Below are 19455 nucleotides of genomic sequence, written 5' to 3'. Positions count from 1 at the left end.
TGTAATATGAATTAATTTTTTTTTATATAAAAAAATATTAAAAAAATGTTAGAATTTCTATTGATATTTCAAAAACGAATAAAGATTAGTAAAAATTTAATTTTTTTGATTTTTATTTAATTAAGAAGGTACAAAAGCAGTTTTATGAAATTAATTTTTAAATATATTATGCGTTATAAAATTATATTATTTTTAAATATTTTGGCAGTTTTATTTATAGCAAGCGGTGAAATTGGTATTCCTTTGATTATAGGTCGTTATGTTATTGATAATCCTGTTTCTTCCCGCAATTTTTTATTTGTTGCTTTAGCTTTATTATTGTTGGTTTTATGTGCTATTGTGGGTAATTTAATTATTAATTTTTGTTCTGCTAAAACATCATCTTTAATTTTTGAAGATTTAAATAAAGATATTTTTGCCAAAATTCAAACTTTTTCAATTTTAGAAATGAAAAATCTTGGTGTTCCTTTTTTGATGAATTGTAGTATTACTTGTGTAGGTCAAATTGTTAATTTTATGTCTAGTCTTTATAGAGCTTTAATTGTAGCTCCTATTATGTTAATAATTAGTTTAATTTTGATTTATCGAATTTACATGGTTTTGTCTTATATTGTTTTAGCTATTATACCTTTATTAGTTATTATTTTTGTTTGTATTATTTTTAAAAATTATTTATTATCTACACAAAAACAAAAAGTTTTAGAAAAAATAAATTCTAAAGTTCGCGAAAATTTAACTGGTATTAAAGTTATTAAAAGTTTAAATACAGAAAATTATGAATGTCATCAATTTGATAAAATTAATTCTCAATATGCTATTTTAAATATTCGTTTGTTTAATTCGATTTTTTCAATGGAACCTTTATTTTATTTATTATTGAATGTTTCTATTATTTTTACTACTGGTTTTGGCGCTTATGTTTTAAAAGTAGGAACGCCAACTGATTTTCATTTAGGCGGTTTATATAATTGTATTAATTTACAATATCATATACTTTATTCTATTTTGAATTTTTTATTATTGTTCACAATGTTTCCTAAAGCTTTAGTTTCTTTGCGTAAAATAGAATATTTATTAAATACTAAACCTTCGGTTAAAAATAATTTAAAATATAATTTAATTTTATCTAAACCTATTATAAGTTTAGAGTTTAAAGGTGTTTATTTTCAGTATTCTAACAATGATAAATTTATTTTATCAAATATTAATTTTAAAGTTCAAGCTTCGGAATTAATTGCTATAGTTGGTTCTACAGGTTCTGGAAAAAGCACTTTAATTAATTTAATTCCTAGATTAATAGATCCGATAAAAGGGTGTTTGTTAATTAATGGAGTAGATATTAAATTATATAACTTAACTTCTTTAAGAGATCAAATCGGTGTAGTTTCTCAAAAAAATATTTTATTTAAAGGTACAATTTTAAGTAATTTATCTTTTGGAAAATCTAATGCAGATTCTGAAGAAATTTGGGAATGTGCTAAAAAATCTCAATCTTATGATTTTATTAACAAAACTAAAGGCAAATTACAAGAACCAGTTAGTGAATTAGGTTCTAATTTTTCCGGAGGACAAAAACAAAGATTAGCTATCAACAAAGTTTTATTAAAAAAACCTGATATTTATATTTTTGATGATTCTTTTTCTGCTTTAGATTATCAAACTGATTTAACTATTCGTACAAATTTAAGTTATTTACGAAAAGATTCTATTATTATTATAGTAGCGCAAAGATTAAGTACTATTTTAAATGCTGATAAGATTATTGTTTTAGATAATGGTCGAATTATTGATATCGGTAAGCATGAGGAATTAATGAATAGGTGTCAAATTTATAAAAATATTGCTTTTTCGCAAAAAATAAAAGAGGTTCTAAATTGAAAAAAATATTTTATTTTTTAAAACCTTTTCGTAAAGAAATTTTGGTTAGCATTTTTTTAATTTTTGTAGTAGCTGTTATAGATGCTTTTATTGTTATTTTTGAAGGAAATATTATTATTAATTTTATTCAAAATAATTTCAATAATAATTCTAAAATGATCTATGTTGACAATATTATTCTTAATTTTCTACGAACAAAAGTGCTAAGTAATTTTCGCATTATATCTGAATATATGAGTTATATCATTCTTTTATTGTTTATTAATTTATTTTTATATCTTTTATGTATTATTGCTAGATTTATTTATAACAAATTGATAATTGTTATTATTCATAAATCTATTCAAAACATTAGACAACGTGTGTATCAAAAAATGTTAAGATTACCTATATCATATTTTGAAAAGAATACTATAGGTAATATTATGAGTATTGTTATAAACGATTTAGAAACAGTTTCGAACGGTTTACAACAATCTTGTGTAGCTTTTGTGCTTTCTTGTTTTAGCATTATAATGATTATTTTTATTATGTTTTGGGCAAATTTAAGATTTGCTTTATTAATTTGTTTAATGATACCAAGTTCTTTATTTGTGATTTGGTTAATTAATAAAAAAGCACGATCAGTTTTTATTCAAAGATTCGAAAAAACAGGCGAATATTTAGGTTTTTTACAAGAAAAATATACTGGACATAAAGAAATTATTTTATATAATCAACAATTAAATAATATTAGTGATTTTCAAAATTTAAATAAACAATTAGCTTCTACTATTTTTAAATCTAATTGGATTTCCGGATTAGTTATGCCTATTATTAATAGTTTTACTTATATTGTGATGACTTTAATTGTAATATTAGGTTATTTTTTATTAAATTATCAAGATACGGAAATGCCATATTTATTATTTAAATTAGGGTTTGGGACTATTCAATTAGGGATTTTTCAATCTTTTATAAAATATATTTGGCGTTTAGGAAATCCATTAAGAGATTTGAGTCAGATGTTTGTTATTTTACAATCTACTTCTTCTGCTGCAAATCGTGTTTTTAATTTTTTAGCAGAACATGAAGAATTAGATATCAAAAATAATTTAATTATGCCTTCTTCAGTTCAAGGTTATATTAAATTTTCGCATGTAACTTTTCAATATCAATCTGATCAACCTATTCTCCGTGATATTAGTTTCGAAATTAACAAACATAAAATGGTAGCTATTGTAGGTCCAACAGGTTCAGGAAAAACTAGTTTAGTTAATTTGTTAGTTCGCTTTTATGATGTTAGTTCAGGTACAATTGCAATCGATGGAGTAGACATTTCTAATATTCAAAAGAGCACTTTACGCAAAATGATCGGTATAGTTGTTCAAGATTCTTGGTTATTTCATGGTACTATTATGGATAATATTCGTTATGGTAATTTTAATGCTACAGAAGAACAAGTTATTCAAGCTGCTAAACAAGTTAACGTGCATGATTTTATTATGACTAAACAAAATGGTTATAATACTATTATTAATGAAGAACTAGATAATATTTCCCAAGGAGAAAAACAATTAATCACTATTGCCAGAACTTTTTTAAGCAACCCTTCTATAGTTATTTTAGATGAAGCTACTGCTTCTGTTGATACTCAAGTAGAAATTATTTTTCAACAATCTATGCAAAAATTATTAAAAGATAAAACTTCTTTTGTAATTGCTCATCGTTTATCTACTATTGTAAATGCAGATATTATTTTGGTTTTACAAAACGGTTTATTAGTTGAAAAAGGCAGTCATAAAGAATTATTGTCTAAACAAGGTTTTTATTATAATTTGTATAATAGTCAATTTAAATAAATATTTATTTAGTTGGGAAATAAATATATAATAAATTTAAGATTTTTTTCAATTTTATTTTTGGGGTTATTTGAGGTATAATATAAGTGGGTAATTTGTTTTTGTGAATAATTATAAGATAGAATACCCAAAGTTTAAATTAAAAAATTATACTTTATCGAAATTAAGAATTTGAAAAAATGAAAAAAATTTAAAAAACTTGAAAATTTACGAAATAAAATTTTAAATAATATAAATAATATAAAAATTTAATTTTATTATAATAGTTTATTTTAGTGTATTAAGTGTTGTAAAAAATTAATTAATAAATAAGGGAGTAAACTATATTTGAACAAACCATTAAATTTTAATAAAAAGTTTATAGGTTTATCTTTTTTGATATTTTCTGTTTTAGCAATCCCTTTAATAATGTTTTGTGCTGGTGTTTTTGAAAATTCAGACGACATTAATTCATTAGATAATGAATCTATTTTAACACAATCACAGGATAAGGTGCGCAAGTTCGGGCGTTTAATTTAGGAGATTATATGGTCCTCCTAGCATAGGGATAGCATGCTAAGCCGTTGAATTTACCTGAGAATGAAAATTCATAAGGGAAAATAGCATATTCAAAAAGCATAATTATTTTGAATGTTAATATTGTTTAAAAAAATATGCAAGGCGAAGTTAAAATAAGCATGAAATTTTTCTCAAATTAAAGCTAAAAACGAAATAAATCCAACAAAATATGTTTATTCATGAATATAAAATATTTTAAAAAATTCATGAATCAATTGATTTTATTGTCAATAACATATTAAACGCAACGCATTAATTGTATTTTCTTTATCTTACGATTAAGTTCTATCCGAAAAAATATTGTTTATTTTGTAAACATATTTTTTAACGTGTTCATATATTTTTATAATAATGAAATGATTTATTTTAAATAAGAAGCCATGCGATCTTTAACATTTACCAATAATTAAACAGCTACCTTGGATAAGCTTCTTATAAAAATTAATTAAGATTTTACAAATATCTTTTTTTAATAAGGTATTTATTAATTTAGATTTGAGCATTTATGCCCAATCATTTTATCCATCTTAGATATTTTATAAATGCTTACAGAGTTTTATAGTACTCGTAGGGGTTATGTCCTACCAAGGCGCAGGTAATACCTGTTACACAAGGGGAAGAAAAACAGAGTCAAATATACAATATTGTTTTTTGTATAATTCAACTCGGAAAGCCGTATGCATAGGAATATGCCCGTGCGGTTTGGGTGAGGGTTTAACATAATTTTTTTTATCTAAATATTTATAAAATTGCATTATGTTATTTCTATTCACATGAACAAGATGAATATAGTGTTATTAGTGATGATGATTTAGAATATATGTCTTCATCTTCGGTATTATCTGGTTCTAATTCTATGCATGAACGATCCATGAATTCTCTGAATTCTCATTTGCCAAAAGAACCGACAATTTTTGATACAGCAGGAAATGTAATTGATTGGTTGAGCGGTAATATGGATAAATTTAAAACTTTAAAACAAGATGCAAATGAACTTTTAAGCAATAATCCAAAAAATAAAGAGAATAATGGCAAATCTCCTACTTCACCCTCAGAAACTAAGGTAGAAGCAGGTAAAGATAAACCAACTTCTGGTCAAACTCCCGTTTCACCCTCAGAAACTAAGGTAGAAGCAGGTAAAGATAAACCAACTTCTGGTCAAACTCCCGTTTCACCCTCAGAAACTAAGGTAGAAGCAGGTAAAGATAAACCAACTTCTGGTCAATCTTTTATCACAGGAGATTTAAATAGAAAAGAATCAGATTTCACTTCAACTTTCCAAGGACACAAACAAACAGGCTCAAACAGATCACTTCAAGAAAAGGATAAATTTTTGTCACCAAAAAATCGTAAATCAGTAATAAAGTCTTAAAAACATTGCAAAAATTTGACGATAACTTTTTAGAATCCACAAAAAATCTTTCTTATGATCAAATTTCTTCTATAATGCCGAAAGAAGCTTCATTACAATCAAGAAATTCTGACTATGAAGAAAACGAACAACTTTCTGTAATTTCTGATCATTTATTGGATAAAGATTTAGATCAAGTTAAAAATGTTTTAAAAAAAAAACCTTTAAATAATGATCTAAATATCTTAGAAAAACAATCTTCAAATAATAATATAAACGCCATTAAAAAGATTTCATCTTCCAAAACAATATTACCTCGTAGTTTTAAATCTTTGTTTGTTACTTCATTCGGTTTAATACGCGTGTTTTTTTCTAAAATTGTTTTCGCTTTTAGATAGTTTTTGACAATGTTAAATAAAATTGCTTTTTAAGCAAATAAAAATTAAAAGTTTCTTTTTAAATTAAAAAATATGTAAATATTTCGATTATTATCCAATTAAAAACTCACTTATTTAAATTAAAAATCAAATAAATTTATTATTATTAGATATTGTAATTTGTATTTTTGAGTATTTTTGATAGATTTTTTAAGAATTAAATGTATTTTTTTATAAATTATTGTTATAATAAGCAAATTAATTTTGAATTAATTTGTTTATTTTTTTTGTTTTTTAAAAAAATTAATAAATTATGAATTTTTAAGTATTAAACAAATATTTTAATTATAAATTATTTTGTTTTTTAACATATTTATATTTATAATTAATTTTAAATAATATTTAAAACAAACAATTACAATGGAAGGCATAAATTTATTATTATGTTAGGAACATCAACAAAATGGTTCCTTGCTTTGTTTATTTACTTGCCCTTAATTATTGTTATTTTAGGATTTTTGTATTATTTAATTTTTTATTATCAACAAAAAATTAAAAAAATTATACAAACAACAAAAAAAAATGCTCAAGAAAAAATTTCTAGTGCTCAAATAATAGCTCAAGAAATGATATCAAAAGCTAAACAAGAAATCCATATTTTAAAAAAAGAAGTTGAAGAAGATTTGAATTTGAGAAGACGAATAATTGTTAATTTAGAAGAACAAATTATTCATAAAGAAGAATTATTAAATTCACGAACTAGATATTTAAATGATAAAGAAGAATTATTGTACATGAAAGAACAAAAAATTAATATTTCTCAAGAACAAATTGAACAAATGCAAAATAAAGTTCAAAATCTTATTATAAAACAACAAAATGAATTAGAAAATATTGCTTCTTTAACTAAAGAACAAGCTAAAAAAATTATTATGGAAGAAATTCGTAAAAATTCTCAAGAAGAAATTATGAGTTATATTAAATCTCAAGAAGAAGAATATAAATTTCAAGTGAAAAAAAAAGCTAATGTTTTGTTAGTTTCAACTATGCAACAATTATCTCGTAAAATCTCTTCCGAAAATAATGTGGATATAGTTTATTTAGATAATAATGAATTAAAGGGGAGAATTATCGGCAAAGAAGGAAGAAATATTCGGACTTTTCAAATTATAACAGGTGTAGATTTAATTATAGATGATATACCGAATACTGTTATATTAAGTTCTTTTGATTCTAAAAGGAGAGAAATAGCTCGTCGTACTTTAGAATATTTAATTTTAGATGGACGTATTACACCTGTTAGTATAGAGCAAACGTTTACTAAAGTCCAAGATGAACTCGATAATTTTATTCAAGATATAGGTGAAGAAGCTATTTTAGAGGCTAAAATAGGTTTTTTAAATGAAGAATTAATAAAATTATTAGGTTCTTTACATTTTCGTACTAGCCATGGGCAAAATGTTTTAAAACATTCTTTGGAAGTATCTTTTTTAGCAGGTAAATTAGCTGCAGAAATAGGAGAAAACGAAGTATTAGCTCGTCGTGCAGGATTATTGCATGATATCGGCAAATCTTTAGATTATCAGTTAGAAGGAAGTCATGTTAAAATAGGTTTAGATATTGTTACAAAACATAAAGAACCTTTAGAAGTAATAGATGCTGTAGCATCTCATCATGAAGATCAAGAACCTAGTAGTATTATTGCCGTTTTAGTTGCTATTGCTGATGCTATTAGTGCTTCTAGGCCTGGAGCTCGTCGCGATTCTTTAGATAATTATATTAAAAGAATTACTCAATTAGAAGAAATTGCTAATAAAATTCCTGGTGTAGAAAAATCTTATGCTATTAAATCTGGAAGAGAAATTAGAGTTATCGTGGATCCCAAACAAATTGATGATTTAGCTATTTTTACAGTAGTTCGAACAATTAAAGATCAAATTATGAAAAATATTAGATATAATGGTAGTATTAAAATAACTGTTATTAGAGAAGTTCGTTTAACCGAAATTTCAAATTTAAGTATTAGTTAATTTTAATACAAAGGTAGTATCATTATGAATATTCTTTTTATTGGAGATATTTGCGGTTCGATAGGTATTAATTATTTAATCGAAAAAATTAATTTTTTGAAAAAACATTATAAAATTAATATTGTTATCGCGAATGCTGAAAATGCTGCGGAAGGACAAGGATTAGATTTTAAAAGTTTTTATAATTTAAAAATTTCAGGTGTTAATATGATTACTATGGGTAATCATACTTGGAAACATCATGATTTAAAATCATTTATAGAAAATACTAATATTATAAGGCCGTTAAATGATGATAGTTTACATATCGGTTATGGTCATAAAATTATTAAATATAAAGATAAAAAGCTTTTAATTATGAATGCTTTAGGTAGAGTTTTTATGAATAATAAATTTTTATCTTGCCCTTTTAAAAGAATAGAAAATGTTTTAAAAGTTTATAAAAATCAATATCATTATGCTTTCTTAGATTTTCATGCTCAGGCAACTAGTGAAAAATTAGCTTTAGCAAATTATTTTGATGGCAAAATTAATGCTATCGTAGGGACTCATACTCATGTTCAGACTAATGATGAAAGAATTTTGCCTAAAAAAACTCTTTATATTTCTGATGTAGGTATGACAGGGCCTTTAGATGGTATAATAGGTCAAGATAAAAATATTATTATTAATAATTTTTTAAATAATAATAAATTAAAACATAAAATTGCCCAAGGAAAAAGACAATTAAATGGAGTTGTTTTAACTTTAGGTAAAAAACAAAAAATTACGAAAATTAAGTATCATGAATAATAAAAGACAAAAAAAAATTATAGTTATTGTTGGTCCAACTGCTTCAGGTAAAACTTCTCTTTCTTTGAAATTAGCTGATTTTTTTTGTGGAGAAATAATTAATGCTGATGCAGTTCAAATTTATAAAGAATTTAATATTGGTTCATCTAAAATTTCACTTAAAGAAACTCATATATCTCATCATTTGTTAGATATTGTTAATCCTGGTGAGAAATATAATATTTTTGATTTTCAACGAGATGCCAGAAATAAAATTTTGAATATTAAAGTTCCTTTTGTTGTAGGAGGCAGTGGCCTTTATATTAAAGCAGCTTTGTTTGATTATGAATTATTTATTTCAAAAGATTATGAAAATAAATCTTATCAAAATTTAACTTTAGAATATATGTTAAAATTTATTTTTAAGAAAGATCCAGATTTAGTTATAGATATAAAAAATTCTCGTCGAGTTATTAGTGCTTATCGTCAAGCGATTTGTAATAGTTTAAGATCTCAAAAAAATGGTTCAAACAAACCTTTATTTAATATTTTGACTATTTATTTGAATATAGAACCTCAATTTTTAAAACAACGTATTATTTTAAGGTTAGATCAAATGTTAAAACAAGGATTTATCGAAGAAGTTCAAGATTTAATGAATAAATATCCTAATGCTAATTTCAATATAATTGGTTATCGAGAAATGAAAGAATTTTTAGAACAAAAAATTTCTTTTCAACAAGCTTATGATTTAATTATTACTAAAACTCTTAAATATGCTAAAAGACAAAAAACTTGGTTTATGAATCAAATGTTATCTTTAGTACAACTAGAAGCTTTAGATCCTAAACTAGAAACCAAAGCTATTGATATAATTAAAAATTTTTTGAAAAAAGGTAAATTAAATGATTAACACAAATGATTTTAAAACAGGTATGACTATTAAATTAAAAAATAATATTTATCAAATAATTGATTTTTTGCATGTTAAACCTGGTAAAGGTTCTGCTTTTGTTAGAAGTAAATTAAAAAATTTAAAAACAGGTGGTATTATAGAATATACTTTTAATTCGGGTATTAAAATTGAAACAGCTTTAGTAAATAAAGTGAAATTGAAATTTTCTTATATACAGAACGGAATATATGTTTTTTTTAACGAAAACACTTATGAACAAATCGAAATTGCTGAATCGGATGTGCAAAGTATTAAAAAATATTTAGCTGAAGATGTTATTGTGGAATTTCTTTTTTGTGATCAAAATAATATTTTAGGCACTATTTTGCCAGATAAAATAGTTTTAAAAGTTTACCAAACAGACTCTATTTCTGGAGAAAACAATCGTAAAAGTAATACTGCTTATAAAGATGCTATTTTGGAGACAGGTTTAATTATAAAAGTACCTATTTTTATTGAAACAGGAGAAAAAATTGTTATTAATACTTCTAATGATTGTTATGTATCTCGTTATAATGAGAAATAAAAGTACATAAATTAGAAAAAACTTTTTTATTGAATAAGAAAATATTATCCATATTAAGGAGTGTTTTGTATTAATATGAATTTTAAAGTAGCTATTGATGGTCCGGCTGGAGCTGGTAAAAGTACTGTTAGTCGATTATTAGCTGATAAATTAAAATGGTTTTATTTAAATACTGGATTATTATTTCGTTTAATTACTTTTTATATATTAAAGAATGAAATAAGGTATAATGATGATTTAGATGTTTCTAAATTGGAACAATTATTGAAAAATCTAAATATTAAGTTAACAAACCATGGTTTTTATTTAAATAATGAATATTTTTCTGCGAATTTAAATGATTTTTATATTGAACAAAAGGTTTCTAATATTTCTTCTTTATTGCCTGTTAGAAACAAAATTTTAATATTGCAGTATCAAATGATACGCGAAAATGATTATATTATTATGGATGGAAGAGATATTGGTACTGTTGTTATGCCAGACGCTGATTTAAAAATTTTTTTAACTGCTAGTATTGAACAACGTGCTTTGCGGAAGCAAAAAGAATTGAAAATGATAGGCCAAGATACAATAAATTTATCTGAGATTATAGAAACAATTCAATTAAGAGATTTACAAGATAAAAAACGTTTTATTGCTCCTTTAAAAAAAGCAGTAGATGCTATTTTAATAGATAATACTAATATTTCTGTTCAACAAACAGTTAATTTGATAGAGAATTTAATTAAAAAGAAAATGTTGGTTAAAAATGTTTAAAGTAGCTATTGTAGGTCGTCCTAATGTAGGTAAATCTAGTTTGTTCAATCGCCTTTTAAGGCAAAGGTTAGCTGTAGTTGATGATGACGCTGGTACTACTAAAGATCGTATTTATGCTGAAACTCAATGGTTAAATCAAAAGTTTATTATTATTGATACAGGTGGCCTTAGTTTTGACACTTTACCTTTTCAAGAAAAAATTAAATATCAAACCCAAATAGCTATTCACGAAGCCGATGTCATTATATTTTTAACAGATATTCGCGAAGGATTAATGCAAGAAGATTTCTTAATAGCAAAAATTTTGTATTCAAAGATTTCTAAAGTAGTAGTTGCAGTAAATAAAATGGATAATGTTAATTTATTACCAGATATTTATAATTTTTATAGTTTAGGTTTTGATGAAATTGTAGGTATTAGTGTTCTTCATGGTATTGGCATAGGAAAGCTTTTGGATATTATCGTTTCTAAACGGCCATCAGAAACCATTTTTAATAATGTTAAAATTGAAGATGTAGTTAAGTTTTGTGTGATCGGAAAACCTAATGTTGGTAAATCTACTTTTACAAATTCTTTATTATCTCAGGAAAGAATGATTGTTTCTGATATTCCTGGTACTACTACAGATGCAGTTAATAATTTGTTTCAATATAAACAATGTTTTTATCGTATTATTGATACAGCGGGTTTGAAAAAAAGAGGGAAAATTAAAATTGGTAAAGAAAAATACAGTTTTTTAAGAACTTCTATGGCTATATTAGAAAGTGATATTGTTTGTTTTATGATGGATGTTAGTCATAAAATTAGCGATCAAGATAAAAACATTGCTTCTATGATTTTTAAAGCCAACAAACCTTGTATTATTATCGCTAATAAATGGGATTTAGTTTATAAAAATCATCAAATTCAAAATATATTTGAAAATAATTTAAGACATGAATTAAAATTTTTGGACTATATGCCTTTAGTTAATGTTTCTGCTTTACAAAAATATAATTTAGATAAGTTTATAAAAATTTTAGATAAAGTTTTTAATAATTATAAACATATTTTTACGGATCATATTTTAAATGATATTTTATATAAAGCTATTCAATTAAATCCTCCTCATATATTTAACCAAGGAAAAGCTCGTTTTTATTATTTAAAACAAATTTTTAATAAACCACCTACTTTTGTTTGTTTAGTTAATGATCCTCAATTTATTCATTTTTCTTATGAAAGATTTTTAAAAAATCAATTGAGATTAAATTTAGAATTACAAGGTTTACCTATTAAAATAATTTTTAAAAAGAAAAGTGATAATTTATGAATGAAAAAATTAGTATTATAGGAGGAGGAGCTTGGGGAACTACTTTAGCTCAAGTTTTAGCAGATAACGGTCATTTGGTTTTAGTATGTGATAATAATATTGAATATGTTAATCGCATTAAACAACATAAACATTCTGTTTTTGATAAAAATTTAAATCCCAATATCCAAGCTACTTTGTGTTTATCTGAAGCTTTATTATATTCAGAATTAATAATTTTATGTATACCTGCTCAAAAAATAAGATTATTGTTGAGAAAAATTAATTTAATTTTAAAAAAACAATCAAAAAATTTTATTAACGCTTCTAAAGGAATAGAAGTTGCAAGTGCTAAGACTGTTCAAGAAATTATTAAAGAAGAATTAGATTTATTTAAAATTAAAAATTATGGTTGTATTATGGGTCCATCTCATGCTGAAGAAGTGATTAATTGTTATTTAACTTTTTTAGTAGCTGCTTCCTCGAATTCGAAATTCACTAATTTTATATCTCATATTTTTACTAATGCAACTTATTTAAAAGTCGTTTGTTCTAATGATGTTTATGGTTGTGAAATATGTAGCGCTTTTAAAAATGTTTTATCTTTAATCAGTGGTATTTTAGATATTAAGAATTTTAAAAATAATGCTAAATCTGCTTTCTTTAGTATAGCTATGTTAGAATTATATGAATTAATGAAATATTTGCGATTTTCTTTGGAGACAATTTTAGGTGTAGCAGGATTAGGAGATTTGATAGTAACAAGTTTTAATGAAGATTCTCGAAACTATCGAGCCGGTATTCAAATAGGTTTAGGCACAGATATAAAGAAAATTTATCTAAATAGTTACCAAACTATCGAAGGTATTAATAATTTAAAAGCTTTTTATCATTTGATATTAGAGAAAAATATAAAATTACCCATTATTAAAAGCGCTTATCAGGTAGTTATAGAAAAAAAACCTGCAAATTATCTTTTGGAAACAATTATTAATAAATTTATACACAAATAAAGATTTTATGTTAATAAAATTTATTTTTATGCTAAAATCAAACTAGATTCAAATATTTGGATATAATTTTAATTTTTCGATATATTTATATTATTTTTTCGAAATTATTAATTTATTTTTATCTAAATTTGAATCTTCATAAGAAGTTGAAATTATTTTTTCACTTGTAATTATTTTATTTGAAAATGAATTTAAAAATTTAATAAAGGAGCCAAAAAATAATGAATAAGGCTGAATTAATCTCTAAAGTAGCTAAAGAAACAAATATTAAAAAAAAGGATGTTGTTAAAGTATTTCAATCTCTATATGATGCAATGGGTGAAACTTTAAATAAAAAAGAAAAATTTACACTTCCATATTTAGGTTTTTTTAAAATGTCATATCGTAAATCTAGAAAATTTAAAATACCTACTACATCTGAAATTCGTGTTACACCTCCTCAAACAGTTCCAACATTTAAAATGAGTACTAAAGTTAAAAGAGATTTTAAAAAAATATTATCCGAATAATAATAAAATAAATTTTGGGAAAAGAGGTGGATTTTTTGAATTGCATAGATCAGAATCCCTATCGCCATTTTATTGGAGCTAAAGTTAGTGTTGCAGGAGAACAAGAGATAGGCGTAGTAACTAGAATTGATATTCAAAATAAAATTGTATGTGTTTTATTTAAAAAAATGAGAGAAGTTAAATATCTTTATCCAGAAGTTCTTGAAAAACATCTCATTAAAATTATTGAATATTAATTTAAATCATATTTATTTTATAAATATTTTAAATTTTATTATAATATGTTTTAAAAGAATAGTTTTTTATAGCTATTTTTTAATTTATAATAATTTGATTTTTTTTGTAAAATTATTATTCAATTATTTAGAATAATTCAATGAGGTTAACAAAATGAGTGAATTAGTTAAGTTATTTTGCCAAAAATGCGGCAGAGAAAATTATCATACTTATAAAAAGGGCGCCAAAGAGGCCTAAATATCAAGTTATTTAACCAATAACCAGTGCTGATAAACACTGAAAGGATAAGAATGGTTTTTGAAAGGAAACAATCAGGAATTACAGCAGTTCTTAAAAGCGGGTTGCGATGAAATAGTTAGTCAAGAAGATGCCGCCACCGAATGGTTCGATGGATAAGCCTGAGATGGCCTAAGAGGGAAAACAGATGTAAGAAGTAAACCTATCTCGTAAACTATTAAAACCGAGTAGTCCGGAATCTATCGATATATATTTTTAGTATTGGATAGTTTATCAAATAAAAAAACCTGGAATCTTACCATTTTATAAAAAATTGGTTACCTCGCCTAAGGAATCAAGGTTGATATTTAGCGTAACTTGGAGAATCCTAAAGGCGAGTTATTAAATTAACGAATAATGAGATTAAAGTCATTATAGCCCAAGGAGAAAGCGACTTCTTAGTAGTCGGAGGAGTAAAACTGGATCTGGAATGATCCAGTTAATCGTCCTCCCTAGAACAAGGTTAACGACCTTGATAGGGCGAAAGAAGTTAGTAATTTATTGTTTATTCGATATTATCAAGAAATTAAGTCTTTTGGAACTTTTGAAGATTATTCTAAATTCATTCATTAAAAAAACCGAAACAAAGCATTAAACAAAAACTCAAATTGGGATATGAATAAAACCTTATCAACTATTATCATGTTTTCGATTAAACCGTAATTTATAAATACTGTGTTGAGACAAATGATGTTAACCAAACGACCATAATTTTATCAAATGTAAAAAAAATTAAAAAATACAATATGGATTATGTTGAATACTACTATTTATTAACAATATCGATAAGATGATAGGGTTTTATTGCAAAAGGATAAAAAAATCTATTAACTTTTACCTTAATTCCTTTTTTGAAATTTTAAAATAATAAAATAAGTATCTTAGCAATAAACAAAGAATATTAGATAGTTAAATCAATATAAATCTGAATCTAAGAGTTGAGTATATTCGTTATAGAAATGATTTTATTATTAGGTTTTAATAAATTACAAAATAACCCAAAAACATCAAAAAAAACTGAGTTATAAAATGGTTCACACAAAGATTTACAATTTATAATCATTAAGAATAAAGCCAACAAAATTGTTCCGACCACATAAATGAATAAGGTTTTTGTTTTACATTGTTAATTTTAATTTCATTGGCATTATCAAGATTATTTAAACAATGAAAAATACTTTGGGAAAAAATGTACAAATTTAAATTTCAATAAATAAATTTAAGGAATATGCTGAATAATATGGTTGAGTTATAAGTTCAGATAGAGATAATCAGAAAAGATATTATTGGAAACTTTAACCAACAAAATGATTAGAAATAATGTTGATATATAAAAAGATTAGATTGTTAATAACTCAATTATTTTTGTCTAGATAAAAAAATTAGATTCAATTTATATTGAACCTGAACTGTTTATGAGAATACATTTGTTTAAAACAATTGAATAGGTAATAAAAATATTCATTGTTAGAATGATAAAGAATACTTAGTTTAGAGTGTATAAATTCAGATAATCATAAGATCAAAATAAATTATTTGGAGTGTTTATTGTGATATCAGGAGAGAAACAAAAGTAAATTTTGCGGATATGAGAATTTTTATTTTTTTCGTAGATTTTTTATTTGAGCAAGTATACTCAAAAAGTATGTAATTTAAATAAATTAGTGTAATGTGGTTAATAATAATATTAAATAATTGATAAGAATAAACAAACTAAATAATGGCGACATTAATTTAGTCCTCGAAAAAAGGTAAATTATGGCAAGCCGGATGCTTGGAAACTTGCTTGTCCGGTTTAGAGGGGGGCTATTTGTAATAGCTATCAGAAAGACAAATCCTGAGATCAAAACGCAAATAATCTATCTCTATTAAAAAACAAAATCCTAAAAATTTGGAATTGAATAAATATTGTCCTTTTGAAAGGAAATATTTACTTCATAAAGAGAAAAAATAATAAATTAATTTATTTAATAATTCAGAAAATAATAATTTACATTATTTTGAATTCTATATATAAATATAACAAAGTTTCAATTTATTATTTAGATTATCTTCAAAAATAATATTTTAAATCTTTTGTTATTATTTTATTTGGCCCTGTAGCCAAGTGGTAAGGCATAGCTCTGCAAAAGCTTGAACATCGGTTCGAATCCGTTCAGGGCCTCCACTTTTTTAATAATTTAAAATTTTTATTATAAAATAATATTTTTTATATATTTAAATATTATATAATGTTAGCATATGAATAAAAAAATGAAATTAATTTTAGCTATTGTTTCGTCGGAAGATGCTGATGAAGTACAACATAATTTGAGTAAAAATAACTTTTTTAGCACAAGATTATCAACTCAAGGAGGATTTTTGAGCAAAAAAAATGTTACTTTGATTATAGGTTTATCAGCGGATAAAGTAGAACAAGCTATAGAAATTATTAAATTCCATTCTAGACAGAAAACACAAATCATACCTAATGATATTTTAAATGAATTTTCTGCTTATTATTCTTTACCTTCTGAAGTTTCTGTTGGTGGAGCTACTATTTTTATTTTAGATGTGGAAAATTTTTTAAAATTATAATTGTCTATGAAACAGATTATATATTGTAATTTATTAATTTAGTTAATTTGGTTTTTTGAGTTTTTTGAAAGGATATAGTTTGACAAAATGGCTTTGAATAAAGAACAAAAGAAAAAAATTGTAGAACAATATGATGCTAATCTTATTAATACTGGTTCTAATAAAGTACAGTTTAATTTATTAACTGCTGATATAGAAATATTATCTTATCATATTGGGCGCCAAAGAGGCCTAAATTTCGTGCTATTTAACCAATAAGCCAGGGGCCGATAAACCCTGAAAGGATATGGTCGGTTTATCAGACGAAAGAATGATAGATTATAGCAGACCATAAAAGCGGGTTGCGACCAAAGCAAATTAGTCAAGAAGACGCCGCCACCAAATAATTCCATGGAGAAGCCTGCAATGGCCTAAGAAGGAAAATAGATGTAATAATAAGACCTGTTCCGGAAGTTGCTTAAACGGAAAGTCCAGAACCCACTAATATATTAATATGGTATTGAGTGGTTTATCGTATAAGAAAACCTGGAATCAGCCTCCCACAAAAAAGAGGATACTTCCCCTAAAGAATTAAGGTAGAAATTTAGCGTAACTTGGAGAATCCTAAGACTAAGTAATTCAATTTACCAATCAGGAAATCAAAGCCCTGATAGTTAAGGATAAAGAATCTGTTTAGTAGTCGTAAGAGTAAACCTAGTTTTGGAATAAGCTAGCTAATCGTCTTACCAAGAAGAGAGTTAACCACTCTTATAGGGCGAAAGCAGAAAGTAATTTATTGATGAATGATATTTTTGAATATTCAAAAAGAGTAAAAGGTCAAGAATAAACATTTAACCAGTGGTGACACGAAGTTAAACCCAGAATAGGGATAAATTATGGAAAGCGGTGTGCTGGGAAACTTGCTCGCACCGTTTGGACGGGGGCTGTTGGTAATAGTTGATAGGAATAATAAATCCTATTAATGAAACGTAAATTATCTATCCGTATAAAAATCATCCTGGAGATTTTCAAGCTAAACGTAGTTTAATAATTAAACGTCATCAATTAAAAATAATAAAAAGAAATGTTTTAAATTAAGTGTTTTTTATCTTAAAAAACATTTCTTTTTTTTATTTATATAGTTTTAAAATTGTTTGAAATTTTTTTATTATATCAAATATATTATTTTATTAAATTAAAAATTAAAATATTTGTTAATTCTTATTTGAAGAATAATTTTAAAATTTAATAAAATAATATGCTTTATTTATGTTTATTATATAATTTAATAATTTTTAACTTTTTATATTTTTATTTAATATTATAAACTTTTAGAAAATTTGTGGAGCGAGCGAAGGGAATCGAACCCTCATTATATGCTTGGCAAGCATATGTAATAACCATTATACGACACCCGCGATTTAATTACAAAAATTATATTAACCATCTTTTAAAATATTTATTATTTATTTTAATATTACTATTAAATTTTACCAAAAAAATTCTTGTTTTTTACAAAATAATTGGTGCCCTTAATAAGAATTGAACTTATATTACATCATTACCATTGATGCGTTTTACCATTAAACTATAAGGGCTATATTTTTATTTTCTTAACGAGTAATTATATCATAAACATTAATTTAATGAAATAAATAAAATTAAAATGTTTAACATTAAATTTTATTTATTTCATTGTGAAATATAATATTTAATTTTACTATTAATTTGTGTATAATGAAAGTGACTATTTCGACTAATTAAAATAAAATTAGAGAATGAAATTAGAATGCAATTGCAGAGGAGTTTGTTTAAAATGTCAGCAGATCAAATTAGTCCACGTAGTATAGGTTATTTAAAGTTTTTTTCCGAAAAAAGAACAATGGATAATCACGAAGAAAGAGGTAATTATGGATTTATTTATAGAAATCCTAATTTATCACAAGAACAACAGTTAATGTTACAAAATAAAGTACAAGAATTAAAAAATATGTTATCAGATTCTGAAGTTTCACATGAGGATATGAATGAAAAATATTCAGAAATTAAAGAGTTGATTGGTTTAGATACTAAAATATTAGAAGAAGTTTTTTTTCACGTTACACAAATAGCAGATAGATCTGTTATAGATATGACACCTGAAGATAGAAGAAACTTTTTTTATCAAGGTGCTCTTTTTGAATTTGATGTAGAATCTAGCCAACAAGGTTTAAAAGCTGTTAGAATTCATAAAATTTTTTAATTTATTTTTATATACCATTAAAAAAAGACTTGAAAAAGTCTTTTTTTATTGTTAATTATAAAAAAATTAATTTATTTTTGCAAAAATAATAATCATAATAATATAAGGAAGTGAGTTTTTAATAAATTAAATGCAAAAATTTACTAATGAATCAGTTAGGGCGCCAAAGAGGCCTAAATATCGTGTGATTTTACCAATCACCAGTGCGATAAACACTGACAGGCTAAGAACGGTTCTTGAAAGGAAACTATCAAGAATTACAGCAGTTCTTAAAAGCGGGTTGCG

Annotated in this window: 18 protein-coding genes and 3 tRNA genes; 19 read left to right on the top strand and 2 right to left on the bottom strand. The window is 24.4% G+C overall.

What is annotated here, in order from left to right; translation table 11 throughout:
* Positions 1–144: 144 nt before the first annotated feature.
* The 18 genes from OC701_RS00735 to OC701_RS00650 all read left to right on the top strand — a co-directional run bounded on the left by OC701_RS00735 (position 145) and on the right by OC701_RS00650 (position 17207).
* Complete coding sequence (locus OC701_RS00735) at positions 145–1878, top strand: ABC transporter ATP-binding protein (protein WP_304514205.1); 1734 nt, start codon at positions 145–147, stop codon at positions 1876–1878.
* Entirely contained in the window at positions 1875–3719 is a 1845-nt protein-coding gene (locus OC701_RS00730) for an ABC transporter ATP-binding protein (RefSeq protein ID WP_304514204.1), read from the top strand. The genes OC701_RS00735 and OC701_RS00730 overlap by 4 nt, the downstream gene beginning before the upstream one ends.
* Before the next feature lie 1378 nt (positions 3720–5097).
* A complete protein-coding gene (locus OC701_RS00725; RefSeq protein WP_304514203.1) occupies positions 5098–5649 on the top strand; it encodes a hypothetical protein in 552 nt (183 codons plus the stop codon).
* A gap of 5 nt (positions 5650–5654) precedes the next feature.
* Positions 5655–6026: a hypothetical protein gene (locus OC701_RS00720; protein WP_304514202.1), complete on the top strand. Its 372-nt coding sequence runs from the start codon at positions 5655–5657 to the stop codon at positions 6024–6026.
* 422 nt (positions 6027–6448) lie between these two features.
* Positions 6449–8035 (top strand): ribonuclease Y, encoded by a 1587-nt coding sequence (gene rny / locus OC701_RS00715; RefSeq protein WP_304514201.1) that lies wholly within the window; start codon positions 6449–6451, stop codon positions 8033–8035.
* Between the two features lie 24 nt (positions 8036–8059).
* Positions 8060–8827: a TIGR00282 family metallophosphoesterase gene (locus OC701_RS00710; protein WP_304514200.1), complete on the top strand. Its 768-nt coding sequence runs from the start codon at positions 8060–8062 to the stop codon at positions 8825–8827.
* Positions 8820–9719 (top strand): tRNA (adenosine(37)-N6)-dimethylallyltransferase MiaA, encoded by a 900-nt coding sequence (miaA, locus tag OC701_RS00705; protein ID WP_304514199.1) that lies wholly within the window; start codon positions 8820–8822, stop codon positions 9717–9719. Before OC701_RS00710 ends, miaA begins: the two co-directional genes overlap by 8 nt.
* The gene (gene efp, locus OC701_RS00700; protein ID WP_304514198.1) at positions 9712–10287 is read left to right on the top strand and encodes an elongation factor P; all 576 of its coding nucleotides are present in this window, start codon (positions 9712–9714) and stop codon (positions 10285–10287) included. The genes miaA and efp overlap by 8 nt, the downstream gene beginning before the upstream one ends.
* 75 nt (positions 10288–10362) lie before the next feature.
* Positions 10363–11046, top strand: coding sequence for a (d)CMP kinase (gene cmk / locus OC701_RS00695; protein WP_304514197.1), 684 nt, complete (start codon positions 10363–10365; stop codon positions 11044–11046).
* Positions 11039–12358, top strand: coding sequence for a ribosome biogenesis GTPase Der (gene der / locus OC701_RS00690; protein ID WP_304514196.1), 1320 nt, complete (start codon positions 11039–11041; stop codon positions 12356–12358). The genes cmk and der overlap by 8 nt, the downstream gene beginning before the upstream one ends.
* A complete protein-coding gene (locus OC701_RS00685; RefSeq protein ID WP_304514195.1) occupies positions 12355–13350 on the top strand; it encodes an NAD(P)H-dependent glycerol-3-phosphate dehydrogenase in 996 nt (331 codons plus the stop codon). The genes der and OC701_RS00685 overlap by 4 nt, the downstream gene beginning before the upstream one ends.
* A 221-nt stretch (positions 13351–13571) precedes the next feature.
* A complete protein-coding gene (locus tag OC701_RS00680; RefSeq protein ID WP_304514194.1) occupies positions 13572–13859 on the top strand; it encodes an HU family DNA-binding protein in 288 nt (95 codons plus the stop codon).
* Between the two features lie 14 nt (positions 13860–13873).
* Positions 13874–14095 (top strand): hypothetical protein, encoded by a 222-nt coding sequence (locus OC701_RS00675; protein WP_304514193.1) that lies wholly within the window; start codon positions 13874–13876, stop codon positions 14093–14095.
* A gap of 707 nt (positions 14096–14802) precedes the next feature.
* Positions 14803–14967, top strand: a complete 165-nt coding sequence (locus OC701_RS00670) for a hypothetical protein (RefSeq protein ID WP_304514192.1) — start codon at positions 14803–14805, stop codon at positions 14965–14967.
* A 1266-nt stretch (positions 14968–16233) separates the two neighbouring features.
* Positions 16234–16326: a 50S ribosomal protein L33 gene (gene rpmG, locus OC701_RS00665; protein WP_320411974.1), complete on the top strand. Its 93-nt coding sequence runs from the start codon at positions 16234–16236 to the stop codon at positions 16324–16326.
* Positions 16327–16465: 139 nt separating this feature from the next.
* Positions 16466–16539 (top strand) — tRNA-Cys (locus OC701_RS00660).
* A gap of 86 nt (positions 16540–16625) precedes the next feature.
* Complete coding sequence (locus OC701_RS00655; RefSeq protein ID WP_304514215.1) at positions 16626–16949, top strand: cyclic-di-AMP receptor; 324 nt, start codon at positions 16626–16628, stop codon at positions 16947–16949.
* 87 nt (positions 16950–17036) lie between these two features.
* Entirely contained in the window at positions 17037–17207 is a 171-nt protein-coding gene (locus OC701_RS00650) for a hypothetical protein (protein WP_304514191.1), read from the top strand.
* Positions 17208–18271: 1064 nt separating this feature from the next.
* Here the strand turns inward: OC701_RS00650 and OC701_RS00645 are convergent.
* Positions 18272–18346, bottom strand: a tRNA-Gly gene (locus OC701_RS00645).
* A 106-nt stretch (positions 18347–18452) separates the two neighbouring features.
* A tRNA-Thr gene (locus OC701_RS00640) sits at positions 18453–18526 on the bottom strand.
* 218 nt (positions 18527–18744) lie between these two features.
* Here OC701_RS00640 and OC701_RS00635 point away from each other — a divergent pair.
* Entirely contained in the window at positions 18745–19170 is a 426-nt protein-coding gene (locus OC701_RS00635) for a hypothetical protein (RefSeq protein ID WP_304514190.1), read from the top strand.
* Positions 19171–19455: the final 285 nt, after the last annotated feature.

It is taken from the genome of Candidatus Phytoplasma bonamiae (genome assembly GCF_030586845.1).
In the GTDB taxonomy this organism is placed as follows: domain Bacteria; phylum Bacillota_I; class Bacilli_A; order Acholeplasmatales; family Acholeplasmataceae; genus Phytoplasma; species Phytoplasma bonamiae.
This window is presented reverse-complemented; position numbering and strand designations above follow the sequence as displayed.